Source organism: Sphingobacterium siyangense (genome assembly GCF_007830445.1).
In the GTDB taxonomy this organism is placed as follows: Bacteria; Bacteroidota; Bacteroidia; order Sphingobacteriales; family Sphingobacteriaceae; genus Sphingobacterium; species Sphingobacterium siyangense.
In genome coordinates this window covers 1-18,130 of sequence record NZ_VLKR01000001.1, presented here as the reverse complement: position 1 = coordinate 18,130, position 18,130 = coordinate 1, and the positions used below count along the sequence as shown (strand labels likewise).

Here is an 18,130-nt window from a genome sequence, read left to right as displayed (position 1 = left end):
ATAGAACGATTATGGATTTACACCTTAAAATATGGCGGCAAAAAGATAGCGACGCTGCAGGAAAATTAGTTACTTACACCTTAACAGATCTCAATCCACATATGTCGTTTTTGGAGATGCTGGATACCCTAAATGAACAGCTTATTACGCATGGAGACGAACCTGTAGAGTTTGACCATGATTGTCGCGAAGGGATCTGTGGGCAATGCGGTATGATGATCAATGGCATCGCACATGGACCTCTTAAGCATACAACCACCTGTCAGCTACATTTACGTTCATTCAAAGATAATGATACGATTCTTATCGAACCTTTTCGATCAGCAGCATTTCAGGTTAAAAAGGATTTGAAAGTGGACCGTTCGGCATTTGACCGAATTATTTCTTCTGGGGGATTTGTATCCATCAATACTGGTCAAGCCCCAGACGCGACAGTGATTCCTATTTCACATGAGTTAGCTGAGTCAGCATTTGACTCAGCGGCCTGTATTGGCTGTGGTGCTTGTGTTGCAACGTGTAAAAATGGTAGTGCTGCATTATTTACCTCCGCAAAGATTACCCATATGGCTTTGCTTCCACAGGGAAAAGAAGAGCGCAGTGAACGTGTTTTAAATATGGTGAAGCAAATGGATTTGGAGTCATTTGGTCACTGCACGAATACAGAAGCCTGCGAGGTGGAGTGCCCACAAGGTATATCAGTTTTGAATATAGCACGCATGAATTTTGAATATAACAAAGCACTATTTTTTAAAAAGAAATAGAGACCAACTGTCGAAAAAAGTGGCACGATTGTTTCTTATATCGGATTTATAATAAAAACTGAAGCCATAAAAAGAGGTGTACGGGATTGTTGAAGGTTACTAACCTTATCCCTGAAAGTAGGGATTTGTAAGATTTTATGGTTAATAAATAGGTTTTTGTAGTAATTTTGAAAAAAGAAATTCATTAAAGTTATAGCGATTGATATGAAGTGTAGTAGGTTGTTTGTGGTACTTTTCATTTGTAGTACAATGTTTAGTGTAACCGCATGTAGGGATTTTTCAAACAAGGTCTTGGGAAAAGGCGAGCTGAAGGACACACTTACGGAAAAATTGGTTGTCAAGGAAAAAATACCACATTTGTTAAATAGGTGGGATTCACTTCAGAAAAATCAGATTCAATTTACAGTAGATAGCTTGCATCCTGTTCCGATCAAACAACAAAAACGAGAACTTAAGGATTCCCTGCGGAAAGCATTTGATACGTATCCAAAACATATCTACCTGACTTTTGATGACGGACCATTGATTGGTAGTGCCTTTATTGATTCTATTGCGAAAGAAAAAAACATTAAAGTGAGTGTATTCTTGATTGGTAAGCACGCTAATATGAGCAAAGGGAGGAAACGTGATCTTGCCCGTTATGAATCCAATCCGCTTATAGCCTGTTATAATCATAGCTATACACATGCAAACAATCAGTATTCTCGATTTTATAATAACCCCCAAAATGCTTTTGCTGATTTTGAAAAGAATGAAAAAGATCTCAATCTAAAACATAAGATCGTTCGACTTCCAGGCAGGAATATTTGGATATATGATGATGTTCGTAAGATCGACCTTAAGAATGGATCCAGTACCGCCGATTTGTTGCATAAGAACGGATATACAATTTATGGTTGGGATGTCGAGTGGCGGCTTAATAGCATCACTGGTGCACCTATACAAAGCCAGGAGTCTACTTTGTCACACATTCGGAATTATATGAACAATAAAAGCTCAATGGTGCCTAATAATGTTGTTTTCTTGATGCATGATGATATGTTTCAAACGCAAAAGGGACAGCAGGAGTTGTCTTCTTTAATAGATGCATTGAAAAAAGATGGTTATCAGTTTGAATTTATGCAAGACTATCCGATTAAATATTAAATGGGATTGTTAATTGGCATCAAATCATAATGAAGAGTTTGGTTTATTAAATAACACCAAACTCTTCTGGATAATGGACAGTGCCCTGTATACCTTTTAAGGAATTGTCTGTTAGTTCTTTTATCATACAATTTTCATCAGGAACATCAAATGGAAATTGTATACCATAGACTGATGCAGGTACATATCCAAATTTAGGATAATAGTCTGCATGTCCGAGCACAACTACCGATCCAAAACCCAATTCTTTTGCAATCTGATGGGCAGCAAGAATTAATTTACCGCCAATTCCTTGTCCTTGAAACTGAGGTAGCACAGCGACAGGAGCCAAGGCGAGAGAATCGAATGCTTTTTGATTCTCTTTATCAATAATCTGCACCTTTGTCAGGAGGATGTAGCCTACTATTTCTCCTTCAACTTCTGCTACGATTGACATTTGTGGTATAAATTCCGCTCTCTTTCTTAGTTTTTCTACTAAAATGTGCTCTTGATGATCGCTATACTGTTCGTTTTCAAAAGCGATTCGGATCAGTTCGAATACAATAGTTGGGTCACTTGACTTTTCTTGCCTAATTTTTATGTTCATAGTTTTGTTTGTAGATACAACTATTTCTTTGTTATTAATAGATCCGTATTGAGCTCCATTGTTTGTATATACATAGTTGTTTTAAAAAAATCAATTACAGATCTAATTATAATGGATAAAGATGCATATTATTATTTAAAAAATTGATAATATACTTTCGGTATACTAGAGTTTACTTTTCTTGTAAAAATTTCTCTTAAAGACGAGCTGTTAGGTGTTTTTTGTCCCAAATATCATCCTCATAAGGCCGGATTATACATGATACAAAAATAAGGTTAGCCAGTTTGTTTCTTCAAATAGTTTACTTTCAATTGATTAAAGTTTAAATGTTAAATAGTGTAAAATTAACACTTGCTTTGTATATTTATTTTCGTATTTTCATGTCAGATAAACAATTATAAACCACTCCTGATAAGACACCTAAACCGACATGTCTTTAAGGGGTAAAAAAATAACTAATTAAATACAAAATTTAAACAATTAAACAGTTTTTATGATTAACTGCCATTATTTCTCAAATCAATGGAAGAGAGCGTTTTGGACTGGATCATTGTGCTCTTTAGTGGCCCTGAGTCCTCAAATCGTTGATGCTGCAACCCTCGCAAGCTATGGAATTCTCTTTCAACAGGAGCTAAGTGTTTCTGGAACGGTACATGATGAAACAGGAATGCCGATTCCTGGAGTAACAGTATCTGTAAATGGAACAAGTCTAGTAACAAAAACCGACAATCAAGGTATGTACAAATTGGATAAGGTCCCTATGAATGCGATCATTAATTTTCGTATGGTGGGTAAGCAGTCTATGGATGAATCTGTAAAAGGACGGCATGCGATAGATGTCACGCTTTTGAATTCGGAATCCAATCTCGAAGAAGTCGTTGTTGTTGGTTACGGGAAACAACGCAAGGAAACAGTTACAGGGGCTGTAGCTACTGTTAAGGGAAGTGACCTTGCTCAATCTCCGGCATTGAACGTTTCGAATGCATTAACTGGACGAGTACCGGGTGTAACTGCAACTAACGGAAGTGCTGAACCAGGATACGATGGTTCGAATATCAAAATACGTGGTACAAATACATTAGGTAATAGCAGTCCTTTGGTCGTTATTGATGGGGTTCCCGCGCGCGAAGGCGGGATAGATCGTATTAATCCCCGTGATATAGAAAATATTTCGGTATTGAAAGATGCATCCGCTGCTATTTATGGTGCCCGGGCAGCAAATGGGGTTATCCTTGTGACGACAAGAAGAGGAAAGACAGGGAAGCCACAGTTTTCTTATACTTTTAATCAAGGTTATTCCCAACCGACTGTAATACCTAAGTTAACAGATGCCTCGCAATTTGCGGAGATCCGAAATGAGTTGGAGATTTATAACCTACCTGTTGAAGAATGGTCCGCCGCTTATACGGCAATAAACAACAAAGGAAGCTATAATAAAAAGGATGGTGGGGTATTGGATGCTCCATTTAAACCAGAAGATATCCAAAAGTTTAAGGATGGATCAGATCCCTGGGGACATCCGAATACAGACTGGTATAAGGCAACTTTAAAAGACTGGTCCCCCCAACAACGGCATAATTTGCAGATCAACGGTGGTACTGAAGATGTTAAATACTTGATGTCTCTGGGTTATCAAAACCAAGATGCCTACTATAAGAACTCGGCGACAGGCTATAAACAGTATGACCTAAGAATTAATCTTGACGCCAACATCAGTCAATATGTTAAAACTCAATTTGGCGTTTTGGGTAGGCAGGAGAATAGGAGCTTCCCGACAAAGAGTGCGGGTACAATCTTTAGGATGTTGATGCGTGGAAATCCGACACAACCAGCAATTTGGCCTAATGGGAAGCCTGGTCCAGATATTGAAAATGGTGAAAACCCAGTAGTTATTACGACTAATGCAACTGGTTATGATAGAGACAAACGTTACTACTTCCAAACAAATGGGCAAGTGGATATTACCAATCCTTGGATAGATGGCCTTAAATTAACATTGAATGCGTCAGTTGACAAGTATGTGAAAAATCAAAAAACATGGGTTATGCCATGGACCTTGTATTCGTGGCAGGGGGCTTATGAAGCGGATGGTACAACGCCTTCGCTGGAGGCTGGCAAACGAGGTCCCGCTGATCCGAATTTAAATCAAAGTAATGAAGATCAGTTGAATATTCTACTTGGTGGAATTTTGAGTTTTGAACGGAAATTTGGCGATCATCAATTGAATGTTATTGCTGGTGTTAACAGAGAAACTATCAACAATGATAAATTTAGTGCTTATCGGCGCTATTTTCTTTCAAATATGATAGATTATCTATTTGCTGGTGGCGACGCCGAAAAAAATAATGATGGGACCGCATGGGACAGAGCGCGTTTAAACTATTTTGGACGCTTCGGTTATAATTACAAAAGTAAATACATTGCGGAGTTCCTTTGGCGCCGGGATGGTTCTTACATGTTTCCTGCAGATTCTCGTTATGGTTTCTTCCCTGGAGCGATGGCAGGATGGGTCGTATCGGAAGAAAATTTCTGGAAGGAGAACATTCCTGTTGTTAACTATTTTAAAATACGTGCCTCCTATGGTCAGATGGGTAATGATAATATTTATTATAAAGATCAGTTACAAGAGTATCAATATTTCTCGACCTATTCATTTGGGAACTATGTAATTAACGATCAATTGATGAAAACGCTATTTGAAACTCGTGTTCCAAATGAGTTGATTACTTGGGAAGTTGCCAACAATTATAACCTTGGTTTTGACTTTCAATTTTTCCAAGGAAAGTTAAATTTTGAGTTTGATATTTTTAAAAATAGACGTAATTCAATTCTATGGCAGCGAAATGCCTCAGTTCCTCAAAGCACAGGTATGACACTACCGGCTGAGAATATTGGTAAGGTGGATAATAAAGGTTGGGAGTTTAATCTGGGTTATAAAGGGAAAGTAGGAGAGCTTGGATATACCCTTGGTGTGAATGGAGGCTATGCTAAAAATAAAATTATCTTTTGGGACGAGGCCCCAGGTGCCCCAGCATGGCAGCAAAGCACTGGTAAACCAATCAAGACGGATATTTATTATGTCTATGATGGCGTATTCCGTGATATGGAGGATATTGCCAACAATAAACTGGACTATAGTGCAATTACAAAAACCCTGCGTCCAGGCGATATGAAGTATCAAGATTTTAATGGTGACGGAAAAATTACGCCAGATGATAAAGTCAGACGAGACAAAAACAGTGACCCAACTTTCCAGGGCGGATTCAATTTTAGCTTGAGCTATAAAGATTTCGACCTTTCGGTCTTATTTCAGGGGGCTACAGGTGGAGAGATCCGTGTCGGAACAGATGAATCGGGATCAATTGGTAATTTCCTTGAAGAATTTTATGAAAAACGTTGGAGTATTAGCAATCCAAGTAGTGTCTATCCTAGGTTGACGGACAGAAGCAATCAATATTACTCGTACAATAACACTTATTGGATGCGAAGTACAGACTATTTGCGATTGAAAAATGTCGAGGTCGGTTATAATCTTCCTTCTAGTATTTGTAGTAAAATTGGTATAGGCTCCTTACGAGTATACGCCAATGGCATGAATTTAATCACTTGGAGCAAGATCAAAATGTATGATCCAGAAGCTGTTAATGCTTTAGGACAATATTATCCACAAGCGAGATTAATCAACGCAGGGGTACTATTATCGTTTTAGATCATCTTAGGTAAAAATTTAATGAAGTAAAAAAATGAAAAAAATTGTAAACATATCTGTTTTATTACTCGTGCTGTCATCTGCACTGCAATCTTGTAATGACGACTTTGTCAATACAAAGCCGCTTAATGAGATCCCTGATGAGACAACATGGTCAGACGCGGCGTTATCCGAAGCCTTTGTTACCGAAATCTACAATGGTTTTGGTGTCGGCGGATTTTATGAGCAAGAAATGGCATCCATGACAGACGAGGCTTTATTTACACATCCAAATCGTGGAATAAATACCGTCACTGAATCGCGGTCTAATCCGGCAGATCAGGGTTATATCATGGATACCTATGAATATGGCCGTATGTATTCACGTATTAGAGCCGCAAACATTGCAATAAAGAACCTGGTTGAGCCAAAATTTGATAAAGGGAAAGCGAATAAATTACTCGGAGAAGCCTATTTTTTTAGAGCGTACTATCATCAACAATTGTTGCGTTTTTACGGTGGGGTTCCTTTTGTAAAAAATGTAAGCCGTCTGACGGATAACGATTTTATGGTTTCAAGAAATACCTATGAAGAATGTGTCAATGCGATCGTGAGTGACCTTGATAGTGCTTCACTTTTATTGAAAACTGCGACTTTTATCAAAGGTCGTGTAAGTGAGACAGCTGCATTAGCTTTAAAATCTAGAGTACTATTATATGCTGCTAGTGACCTTCATGATGCAAGTAAAGCAAAAGCAAAGTCTACTTTGTTAGCTGGATATACAAATCCTGAATATTTAATGTACACCAGCGGTAACCAAGCCGAGCGTTGGACGAAGGCAAAAAATGCTGCTAAAGAGGTGCTAAATCATAGTGAATTTGCGTACAAACTTGATTTAAGTGCTGCAGAATCATCAGATAATGGTACGGCAAATTACATGGCTTTATCCCTGGGTGGTGGAAGTAAATCGGCTGATGCGTCAGCTATAAAAGATCTGATTTTAGGAAGGTTTTTTATTGATGAAAAAGATGAGCGGGGTGGTTGGGTAGGACGTGACAATGGGCCAAATGGTTATCACAACTGGGCAGGAAATACACCGATTCAACTTCTTATTGATGATTACGAAACGCAATCTGGTCAACGATTTGATTGGTCCAATGCCACTATGGCGGCTAACCCATATCAGAATCGGGACCCACGATTAAAAGCAACTGTACTCTATGATGGTGCTGATTGGAAACCAAGGACAGCTGATGTTAAAACAAGAGATCCTTATAATCAGATCCAGACTGGTCAATATGAAATTATAAATGGACAGGGACAAAAGACGATTCAATTTGGCTTAGATACAAGAAAGAGTCCGATTGAAGACTGGAATGGATCTCGAACAGGTTATTATATTCGTAAATTTACTGATCCAGATCCAGCGATGGAAGACCAAAATACAAGACAACGTATTCCTTGGCCATTGTTCCGCTATACGGAAGCCGTATTGAACTATGTAGAAGCTTGCATCGAGTTGGGCGAAGATGTGGAGGCTAAGACTTGGTTAAATAAAATTCGTTTCAGAGCAGGTATGCCCGCAATTACCGAAACTGGATCGGCATTAAAAAGCCGTTATAGAAATGAACGTCGGATTGAGCTAGCTTACGAAGAACATCGCTTTTTTGATGCTAGACGTTGGATGATTGCCGCTGAGACATTAGGCCGAAAGGCGAATATTATCAATATTACGGGAACACTAAAAGATGGTAAAAAAATAACCATTTATAAATATGATCCGAGCAATTACACGTATAAATACGTGGTATCCAATATAGATCCAGGAATTGAAAATAGAAGTTGGGACGACAAAATGTATTTTACCTCTATACACAGAGATGAGATAAATAGAAATACTAAACTAATTCAAAATCCAGGTTATTAATACTGAAAAGCCCTTCTTTAATAGTAAGAAGGGCTTTTTAAAGAATTAATTTTTCTTTTGAGTAATATTAGGCAATAAGCCTGTAACTATTCCAATTAGTGGAAGATAAGCACAGATGTTGAATACATATTCAATTGAAGTACGATCTGCGAGCCAGCCCAACACAGCTGATCCAATACCCCCCATGCCAAAGGCAAAACCAAAAAATAAGCCTGCAATCATACCAACCTTTCCGGGGATAAGCTCCGTCGCATAAACCAAGATAGCTGAAAATGCCGAGGAGATGATCAAACCAATTATAATAGCAAGGATAATGGTTAGTCCAAGTCCTACATGAGGTAATAGCAAGGTGAAAGGCGCCGCTCCAAGAATAGACACCCAAATAATTAGTTTACGACCATATCGGTCTCCCAAGGGACCACCCAATATGGTCCCGGCGGCAACAGAAGCAAGAAATATAAATAAATAAATCTGAGATTCCTGAACAGAAACATGGAATTTATTGATCAAATAGAAGGTGAAGTAGCTGGTCATTGAAGCCATGTAAAAATATTTGGAGAAAATGAGTACCAATAAAATCACAAGTGCAAATATTACTTTTGATTTCGGCAGGTCAGCTTTTAGAGCACTAACAGAAGTTGTTTGTGTCTTAGGCTTGAGGTGTATTTGATACCAATTACCAACGTAAGTAAGAATCATAACGGCTATAATGGCCAATACGCCAAACACGCCGATGTATTGTTGGCCCAAAGGGATAACAATAAGCGCTACAAGAAGGGGACCTATTGCACCACCAGCATTACCGCCGACTTGAAAGATAGACTGTGCGAGCCCTTTTTTGCCGCCGGAAGCTAAATGAGCAACTCGAGATGCTTCTGGATGAAAAATAGACGATCCCATCCCAATAAGGCTTACAGAAAGGAGAATGTAAATAAAGTTTGACGCAAATGAAATGCATATCAAACCGGCTAAAGAGAAAAACATCCCAATGGCAAGTGACCGAGGTGTAGGGTTTTTATCTGTATACAAACCAACGAAGGGCTGCAAAATAGAGGCGGTAAGCTGAAAAACTAACGTTATAATACCAATTTGGGTAAAACTAAGGGCATAATTTGACTTTAACATGGGATACACTGCTGGGATGACAGATTGAATCAGGTCATTGAGCAAGTGTGAAAGACTAATCGCAAATAAAATCGGATAGACAGTTTCGGAACTTTTCCAAGATCCACTCGGGTTTAGTGATTGTGTTTTCATAAAGGAAATATTCATCAGGTCATCTGATGTTTTAGTTGATAAAAATAGAATATATTGAGATTGATAGTTTGCATATGCTACAGGAAAATTACAGTTGCTGGATAATTCGGTTCGCAATATCAACAGCTTTTTTCACTTCTTTATCTTTAATTGCCAACATCAGTTCCTCGTGTTGCTGTTGTGAAGTTAAGAAGGGGACTGTATCCTTATAAATAGTCATGAAGAACTTATTGACATGCTCAGACAAGGTTGTATATAAAGCGGTCAAAATACTATTTCCACATGATTCAGCAATTGCACTGTGAAAGGCAATATCAGCATTAACGCATGCGGTCAAATTTCCCATTTCGGCATATTTAGCTCTATTTTTAAGTGCCTGCGCCATATCTTTGAGACCTTTCGAAGTACGATTTAAGGCTGCTTTTTCAATAATTCGCAACTCTAATACGTGTCTAACTTCAAAAATATCGTTAAAATTGGCTTTTTCAATTTTTGAATCAAGGGCATGATGACCCGTACTACTTTTGACAAAAGTACCAAGCCCCTGTTGCACATTTAGATAGCCTGATTGACTTAAATATTTGACAGCTTCACGAATGCTGGATCTGCCCACAGCAAATTGCTTCATCAATTCTGGTTCCGTAGGAAGTTTAGATTCTACAGGAAATTCACCCAATTTGATTTTTTCTTCTATTGCCGCGGCAACTTCCTCCGCCAAGGATCTTCGTACGATAGCTTCAGTCTTCATATAGTCATATCATCTGATGATTGCAAAGGTAGTAGAATTTTTTAAATTCTTATTTATTTTCAAAAATTTGATCAAACTAACCGAATATTGTTACGACTACAACAGATATTTATTACAGGGTTTGCTGAATTAAATTTATTAGCAGTTTTGGATTAATTAACAGAGAGGCTGGTCCTCCAATGTATTTATCTAAAACTTAAAAACATGAAAAAATTAATGATGAGCGTCGTAGCCTTGGCTTTAATGTCATCTGCTACTTTTGCAAAAACAGGTCCAAAAGCGGTCGACAACAGCGTTGTTGAAAAATCAATGATTTACGAATCACAAACTGGAAAAACTAATTTGAATATTGTGAGCGAAGCCAAAGAGATCAAGCTCGGAAAGTCTCGTACGCTATGTAGATTGACGATGAGTATCTATAATACAAGTGGTCAGTTGATCGAAACTCAGGTTCTAACATACACCAGCTATGGAGCCAATGATATGTATTATAGTAGCTGTGGTGCATGGTTTAGCGCTACCATTCAGAATTACCAAAACTACTATGGTAATCCTAATCATTAAGTATCAATTAATCAAATGATGTAGCGGGGCTAGTATCCCCGCTCATATTTTCCGCAATACAACCAAAAGGAAACTTCTATTTACGATCCTACTACGACAATGAAGATGGCTGCTACATGCGAACATGGGATGAGGTAGACAGGTGACGATATTAGAAAATCGAGGTATCCCTTAGCTAATTAAATTGATCGTATTAAAACACTATGATATCAAACTGTATTATAGCGACTTATGTTTTTGGCAATAAAATTGGTATTAGATTAAAATGAAGAATTACAAAGCTAAAGATTGATAGGATAGAAGCTTTGTATTACCATTTAAATGATCATAAATAAAATGAAAGCTTTACCAATTACTGGAATTTTTGCGATACTAGTGTCAACCGCATTTGCTCAAACGACCCATCAAAAAATAAATGAGATTTCTCATGTAGAATCCAGTCTAATACCTCCTGTTCGTTTTGAGGGTGAACCGACATGGAATATTATATCGCGTATGGAATTCTATCAGGTTCCAGGGGTAAGCATCGCTGTGATAAAAAACTCTGAAGTATTATGGAGCAAAACTTATGGCTTTGCCGATCTCGATTCGAAAACGCCTGTCAGGTCAAACACCTTATTTCAGGTGGCCTCCATGAGCAAGCCTGTAAGTGCATATGCCGCACTGAAGGAAGTTGAGCTTGGCAAGTTGGAATCCAATGTCGATGTGAATTTGTACCTAAAATCTTGGAAAATACCTGAAAATGACTGGACCAAAGGGGAAAATGTTACACTAAAAAATATCGTTAGCCATACTGCGGGACTTACTGTAAGTGGATTCCCGGGTTATCGGATAACAGACCCAATTCCTACAGCTGTTGAAGTACTGAGTGGTGTAAAGCCAGCTAATACACCTATGGTTTATGTTGATAAACTTCCTGGCTCAAATTTTCGATATTCAGGCGGTGGGTATACGGTACTTCAACAGATGCTCGTTGACATTGAAGGAAAAGATTATGGCAGTATTATGGAAGAAAAGGTACTCTCACCTTTGGGTATGAAAAATAGCACTTTTGCCCAGCCTCTTCCTGAATCGAAAAGACAATTTGCGGCGACGGCTTATACGATGGATGGCAAAAAGGTCGAAGGAAGATATCATGTCTACCCGGAACAGGCGGCTGCGGGCCTATGGTCAACAGCAGAAGATTACGCTAGATTCGTAATCGATATTCAACGGACCTTAAATGGCAAAAGTAGTCTTGTTATCTCTAAGAAGATGGCAGAAGAATTCACAAGTCCCTATATTGAACCTATTATAGGATTAGGTGTATTCCTAGAAGATTATAACGGCTCATCTTATTTTTGCCATGGTGGATGGAACGAAGGCTTTAGCTCCTATTTTATTGGAAATAAAACAAGCGGTGATGGAGTAGTTATTCTTACGAACACAAACAAACCTGAATTTATCAACGAACTTGTCCGAGCGGTCGCATTAACTTATCAATGGCCAAATTATCTAGCTCCAATAAATAAAATTTTGCCACTAAGTCCTCAAGAACTACATGACAATAGTGGACGTTATAGATCTGGAAGATATGGTGTTATAAGGGTCTATAATCAAAATGGCAAGCTAATGTCAGCCCAAAATCTAGACAAGCCTGTAGAATTGGTTAAAGTGTCGGCAAATACATTTGCTATGCGAGATCGAAACGTAAACGTCATATTTTCAAGGGATACCGAAAGCGGTCAATATGAGCTTGTACAGATTTTGCGCGATAAAAAGATTTATTCCAGAAATCCGAAAGTCAATGCAAATGACCGGACTCCGCTGGAGCTTATTTTAGAAGGGAATTTCGAGGATGGATTAAAAGCTTATCAAAAAGCAAAAGAACAGGATAGTTCCAATGATTTGCTTTCAGAAGGTTTCCTGAATGGCGTAGGTTATGAACTGCTCAATCAGCATAAAATAAGTCAAGCTGTTGATATATTTAAAGTGAATACGATGCTATATCCTAAAAGTGAAAATGTTTATGATAGTTTAGCGGAAGCCTACCTGAAATCAGGACAAATAGATAACGCTAAAGAGAATTATCGAAAAGTTTTTGAAATTAATCCTAAAAATGAAAAAGTCAGTAAGATTTTAGAAACGTTATGACATAAATATATTGAGTTTTTTTTTGCTAATTTGCGACCATGTCAAATCAAGCTAATAATTATCGATTGTTTTCCAAGGAAATTCTCTCACTTTGGAAAAGCCAGGATGTATCATATATTAAAGTTGAAGAATTATACATTGTTGAAGGAATCACTTTTTTTGAACTTATACCAGATTCCGAACTGTTGGATGAAGGTGGGGTAGAAACACTTTATGCTATAGATTCTGAAGATGTGGAGGATATGTTGGTGTTTAGCAAAAATATTCGTTTTGTTGTCCACGACATTTATTTGGATGAAGATTAAGTAAATTAGCTATTAATGATCGACAATTCAAACGGTATTGTCGGTCATTAATGTACAGCATTAGGCTGATCTAGGGATAAACTAACTTCTCATATTCAATCTTTCTTCCTGAAGATCTAGTAAACGAAGGTGTTTTCGAATGATCTCTTCGTCCAATAAAAGTTCCTCACGGTTTTTATTGATAAGCCAAATGCGCTGGGTTTCGAGGATATCGATATAGATTTTACGATATTCGGCGTAATTAATGATGATCTCGGAGCTCCGCAGTTGATTTTCATACTTCTGTAGTTGATCCTTCAAGGTAGGAAAACTTTCAACTTTGTCCGCGTAATCATTACGAATCTTGTCAACGGCGACTTGGGCCAATCTGTTCTGGATTTCATAATCGATCTCCTTTTCACTTCTAATAAAGTCTCTATCTACTAATTTGATTTTTCTTAATATAAAAGGGAGCGTCAAGCCTTGAACGAGTAGGGTTAACAGAATCACAACAAATGTGATGAAAAGAATAAGGTTTCGTTGAGGGAAAGGAGATCCATCAGCTAAAGTTAATGGGATGGATAGTGCTGCTGCCAAAGAAACGACACCACGCATTCCCGTCCAGCCGATAATCATTGGCGTTTGCCAACCTGGTGATTGAGCATCTGCAACCGTTATAAAGTTTCTCATAATCAAGGTGGTAATTACCGCAGCATACCCTGCAAAAATTCGTACAAGAATAAGGACTATTGTAACGGCTACGCCATAGCCAATAGCAGTAGAAATATTGGTATCACCCAATCCAGAAACAATTTCTGGTAAATCTAATCCGATAAGCATAAAGACGATGCCATTCAATAGAAAGCAGAAGCTTTCCCATACGGTTACTGTCCGGATCCGGGATGCACTGCTCAAAAAATCGTGACTACGATAAGAGAGAAATAAGCCGCCACTGACAACCGCAAGAACCCCAGAAGCGTGGAGCTGTTCCGCTACCAAATACATCGAGAACGGTGCAATAAAAGTTAGCAATATATCTGTATTGGAATCGGTTGGTAAAAGTTTGTGCATTTTCAGAAAAACATAGGCAATTGTCAGTCCGATTCCCACGCCACCAATACACATCCAAATAAAGCTTCCGGCGGCTTGGTACCATACATATTGGCCAGTAGCTGCAGCAATCATTGCAAAGCGAAAAATTATTAAAGAGGAAGCATCATTCAACAAACTTTCACCTTCCAGTATGGACGCCAGTCTTTTGGGTACCTTCACAAATTTTAAAATTGCACCGGCACTAACCGCATCAGGCGGGGAAACTATTCCACCCAATAGAAAACCGAGCGCTAAGGAGAATCCTGGAATAAAATAGTTGGCAAAAACGGCAACGGATAATGCTGTAAAAAAGACGACAACAAAGGCAAAGCTGAAGATAATCCGACGCCATCGCCAGAGTTCTTTCCAGGAAGTTGACCAAGCGGCCTCATAGAGGAGTGGCGGTAAAAAAATAATGAATATCAATTCGGGTTCTATCTTTATAAGAGGAACTCCCGGGATAAAACTTATTACAAGTCCCGCTAATACGAGTAAAACAGGGTATGCAACCTGAATTTTCTTCGCCAGCATGATCAACATAGTGATTAGTAGTACTAAAAAAAGGTAAAACTCAAAATTCTCCAACATATGTAAATTTTAGGTACATAAATATAGATCAAATTCTAGAAATATTTAAACTAGCTAGGCGGTATTCATGGTTGCCTGCGAATTGCTACAAGTAAATCATCTACCGACTGGATAATTGAAGACAACATGTTTTAACTTAGATTCCTATGGTAAATGTTCCTAAATTAGGCAAAATTTGTCTTTGACTTCACCCCAAGATTTAAAATATTGGATGGTGTCACTATAAACAAAGCTTCGTCTTTTAGGAGTTTTTACTTAAAATCTTGTTTAAACAGCTGCATAGGGCTATATTTTAGAAGTAACAACGCGAAGTTGTTAGAATACAACGATAAGTGGCATAATTACAACTGGAGGTATTTCTCTTTTCGCCGTAATTACAGATTACCCTGAATATCTTTGTGACGTTGAAAACCATAATAGACAATAATTATGAATAACAAAAAATTAGGCAATAAAATTGCCAAGGTGCGCAAAGAGGGAAATATGTCGCAAGCGCAGCTCGCTGAACTTTTGTTCGTTAGCCCCCAAGCGGTTGGAAAATGGGAGCGGGGAGAGTCTCTGCCAGACTTTATAACACTAAACAGGCTTACGGAAATATTCGCAGTAGATCTAAACTACTTCGCCGAAAATTCAAATGAATTGTTGTATTATAAAGTTATAAATGAAAACACGGGGTATGTCAAAATCAATAATTCATTGGGGAATAACAACTTGATCGGTGAATTTGATAAAGCTCTTGACAGTTTGATTTCTAATAAAAACCTTATTTTGGATTTGACTGAAACTCCTAGCGGCGGAAATTCAACTGTTGCAAGGGCTATTATGGGGCGGTTTGTCAATAAAGTTCTGCCTTATCAGATTCACGAATTTGATGAGAAGGATTATGACACAAAACGACATTGGGTAGAGTATGTAAGTCCACGTAAGAAAACCTACAAGGGTAATGTGTATATCCTCGTGGGACACTGGACAGGAAGTATGGGAGAAGGGATAGCTATTGGTTTTGACGCGCTAGATAGAGCTACAGTTATTGGCACACCTATGGCGGGACTATTAGGCGCAATTTCAAATTTCCGTCTCACAGAAACAAAAATTGGATTCCAATTTCCGACTGAAAGATTGTATCATATCAACGGAATACCAAGAGAGGAATTTATTCCCAAGATTTTATGTAAAAATATCGAAGAAACATTAGAAAAAGCTAAGGAGGTGGCTTTTTAGATTAAGTAGGGGATTCCGACTCAGTTTGTCCTAAAACTTGTGGAGCAATGTTTTGATCAATGTGAACAAATAAAAAGTTTATGCTTAATAAAGTTAACGATACTTTTATCCTTCTTTTGTTTATGCTTCTTTCCAACTACTGCAAAGCACAAACGGAAAATAAGAGCTTAAATATACCTGTATTTGTTAAAGGATCTACCTTTTTTAACGCGGATAAAAAAAACTGCATAGCGCTTCCATTTGGCTATTCAAATATTTCAAAACAACTGCCTGTCGACTCCATATTGTCTGCTATACAAGATCATCGTGGCTTAGAAAATCTTTATGCGCTCAAATTTGAGCAATTACTCAAAAACAATCTCGTGGTGCTACCAGAAGCATATGACGTCTCTTTTCCATTTGAGCAAGCTATCGGCAAAGAATATAATCAGATTGGAATTGCCTCTAATTTTATCCGTTATAGGGGGTATTCGCTGCATTTTTTAGCTGTATATAATGCAGTCCGTTATAACGAGCCATTCGTGGAAAAAATATATCTAATTTCAGTAAAGAATGGGAATCCAGTTGATGTAAAAAGAATATATCTTTATCATGAGGGAGAAATGGGATTCACGAACTATACATTATTTTATATAGATAAAAATTTTATAATCTCATTGCGGGATTATGAGTTTAATGAGAATCCCTTTAGACAAAAACCTGTTTATCAATTTCAGCTTTTACGTAACGGAGTATTTGTCAGATATTATGCTCAGAATGGTTTATATAAAACTGATGAAGAACAGGGCTCAATAAAAAATCACCACAAAGACGGAAATTGGATAGAATTTAAAGCAAATCGGTATGTGGATTTACAAGAATATCCATCATTTACAGATTCGTATACGTACTTGGAAGCAAGGTATAAAGGAGGTCTTCCTGATGGCAAATGGAAGTGTTATAAATTATTACAAGAATATAATGAAGAAACGGGGGAACCAATAATCAACACAAGAAAAAGAGGCCCGTTGGTTTATACTGAACTATACAAAAATGGGGTATTGGAAAAACGAGAGTATGTTCTTGATAAATAGGCCGTCTGTTATAAGTGATAAAACATGTAACTTGTATTTGAAAAGGCAAAAAGGTTCTTAAGTTCCTTTCTACAAGAACTTAAAATATGAAAATAATACTATAGTTGCTATTCGTTTTGTAATTTGCAAACAGTGGATATAGCCAACAAAAGGCAAAATAATAGACGTAGATTCTTAATTATGGAAATAATCATCAGACAAGCAAAAGAAAGCGAAATCAATGTATTAATTGAGTTTGAACAGGGAATCGTTGAAGCGGAACGACCTTTTGATAATACATTAAAGTTAGGCGAAATTCATTATTATGATCTCCTAGAACTGATCAAGTCCAGGGAGGCTGAAGTTCTTGTTGCAATTGTTGACGATCAAGTTGTCGGATCAGGATATGCGAGATTATTGGATGCAAAACCTTATCAAAAATATGAAAAGTATGCTTACCTCGGATTTATGTTTGTTAAACCCGAATATCGAGGTCAGGGTATCAACAAAATGATTTTACATCGATTGATCAACTGGGCAAAAGAAAGAAATATTTCAGAAGTAAGACTTCAGGTTTATGAAGAAAATACGAGTGCAAAAAAAGCCTATGCAAAGGCAGGATTTAGACCAAATCTTCTGGAAATGCGTATGGAAATCGATGACTGATACTAATGAAAATTCATTGGGATAATTTCTATAACAAATTAAAAAAAAGACAGCTTTTAAAAATTTAAAAGAAGGGTAGTGTAAACTGAACTGTGTCACATCACTCCTTTTAGGGTTCGTTCTCAGAGGCTTTCAGCCTCGAGTGCGAACCCTAAAAGGAGTTGCCGAAGGCTTTAATTCTATCCCCAAATTTAATATGTAATTGTTGCATTGTCAATCCCCAATTCCGGACAGGCATGGTCCATTTTTTTGATATTTCTTTAACCGTGAGATAAACCAACTTTAACAGCGCCTGATCAGAAGTAAATGCTCCCTTGGTTTTGGTCACTTTTCGGATCTGACGGTGCATAGCCTCAATAGCATTTGTGGTATAGATAGCTCTGCGGATATCGGGCGAATACTCGAAATAAGTAGAAA

At 37.8% G+C, this 18,130-nt stretch carries 15 protein-coding genes; 10 read left to right on the top strand and 5 right to left on the bottom strand.

All coding sequences use genetic code 11. From position 1 onward, the window contains the following. Positions 1-11: 11 nt before the first annotated feature. Positions 12-761, top strand: a complete 750-nt coding sequence (locus IQ31_RS00075; RefSeq protein ID WP_145326747.1) for a succinate dehydrogenase/fumarate reductase iron-sulfur subunit — start codon at positions 12-14, stop codon at positions 759-761. A 249-nt stretch (positions 762-1,010) separates the two neighbouring features. After that, positions 1,011-1,907, top strand: a complete 897-nt coding sequence (locus IQ31_RS00070; protein ID WP_088161588.1) for a polysaccharide deacetylase family protein — start codon at positions 1,011-1,013, stop codon at positions 1,905-1,907. Positions 1,908-1,953: 46 nt separating this feature from the next. Here the strand turns inward: IQ31_RS00070 and IQ31_RS00065 are convergent, their stop codons facing one another. Then, positions 1,954-2,493, bottom strand: coding sequence for a GNAT family N-acetyltransferase (locus tag IQ31_RS00065; RefSeq protein WP_198386113.1), 540 nt, complete (start codon positions 2,491-2,493; stop codon positions 1,954-1,956). A 493-nt stretch (positions 2,494-2,986) separates the two neighbouring features. On the opposite strand from IQ31_RS00065, the gene IQ31_RS00060 reads away from it, so the two are divergent. Together IQ31_RS00060 and IQ31_RS00055 are read left to right on the top strand one after the other, a co-directional pair. Beyond that, a complete protein-coding gene (locus tag IQ31_RS00060) occupies positions 2,987-6,202 on the top strand; it encodes a SusC/RagA family TonB-linked outer membrane protein (protein ID WP_145326746.1) in 3,216 nt (1,071 codons plus the stop codon). A 34-nt stretch (positions 6,203-6,236) separates the two neighbouring features. Then, a complete protein-coding gene (locus IQ31_RS00055) occupies positions 6,237-8,108 on the top strand; it encodes a RagB/SusD family nutrient uptake outer membrane protein (RefSeq protein ID WP_145326745.1) in 1,872 nt (623 codons plus the stop codon). 45 nt (positions 8,109-8,153) lie between these two features. Here the strand turns inward: IQ31_RS00055 and IQ31_RS00050 are convergent, their stop codons facing one another. After that, a complete protein-coding gene (locus IQ31_RS00050) occupies positions 8,154-9,365 on the bottom strand; it encodes an MFS transporter (RefSeq protein ID WP_088163552.1) in 1,212 nt (403 codons plus the stop codon). Between the two features lie 88 nt (positions 9,366-9,453). Next, entirely contained in the window at positions 9,454-10,113 is a 660-nt protein-coding gene (locus tag IQ31_RS00045) for a FadR/GntR family transcriptional regulator (RefSeq protein ID WP_088161585.1), read from the bottom strand. Between the two features lie 216 nt (positions 10,114-10,329). Here IQ31_RS00045 and IQ31_RS00040 point away from each other — a divergent pair, with 216 nt between their 5' ends. The 3 genes from IQ31_RS00040 (at position 10,330) to IQ31_RS00030 (ending at position 13,115) form a co-directional block, all read left to right on the top strand. Beyond that, positions 10,330-10,677, top strand: a complete 348-nt coding sequence (locus IQ31_RS00040; protein WP_145326744.1) for a hypothetical protein — start codon at positions 10,330-10,332, stop codon at positions 10,675-10,677. A 336-nt stretch (positions 10,678-11,013) separates the two neighbouring features. Further along, entirely contained in the window at positions 11,014-12,810 is a 1,797-nt protein-coding gene (locus IQ31_RS00035; protein WP_158638751.1) for a serine hydrolase, read from the top strand. 38 nt (positions 12,811-12,848) lie between these two features. Next, positions 12,849-13,115, top strand: a complete 267-nt coding sequence (locus tag IQ31_RS00030) for a hypothetical protein (RefSeq protein ID WP_145326743.1) — start codon at positions 12,849-12,851, stop codon at positions 13,113-13,115. 81 nt (positions 13,116-13,196) lie between these two features. On the opposite strand, the gene IQ31_RS00025 is transcribed toward IQ31_RS00030, so the two are convergent. Further along, entirely contained in the window at positions 13,197-14,774 is a 1,578-nt protein-coding gene (locus IQ31_RS00025) for a Na+/H+ antiporter (protein ID WP_145326742.1), read from the bottom strand. Between the two features lie 429 nt (positions 14,775-15,203). Here IQ31_RS00025 and IQ31_RS27785 point away from each other — a divergent pair, with 429 nt between their 5' ends. The 3 genes from IQ31_RS27785 (at position 15,204) to IQ31_RS00010 (ending at position 17,713) form a co-directional block, all read left to right on the top strand. Then, entirely contained in the window at positions 15,204-15,995 is a 792-nt protein-coding gene (locus IQ31_RS27785; protein WP_145326741.1) for a S41 family peptidase, read from the top strand. An 80-nt stretch (positions 15,996-16,075) separates the two neighbouring features. Continuing rightward, positions 16,076-17,068 (top strand): hypothetical protein, encoded by a 993-nt coding sequence (locus tag IQ31_RS00015; protein WP_145326740.1) that lies wholly within the window; start codon positions 16,076-16,078, stop codon positions 17,066-17,068. A gap of 180 nt (positions 17,069-17,248) precedes the next feature. After that, the gene (locus tag IQ31_RS00010; RefSeq protein WP_088161568.1) at positions 17,249-17,713 is read left to right on the top strand and encodes a GNAT family N-acetyltransferase; all 465 of its coding nucleotides are present in this window, start codon (positions 17,249-17,251) and stop codon (positions 17,711-17,713) included. A 151-nt stretch (positions 17,714-17,864) separates the two neighbouring features. Here the strand turns inward: IQ31_RS00010 and IQ31_RS00005 are convergent. Continuing rightward, the coding region (locus IQ31_RS00005; RefSeq protein WP_145326739.1) for a transposase at positions 17,865-18,130 on the bottom strand (266 nt) is incomplete at its 5' end.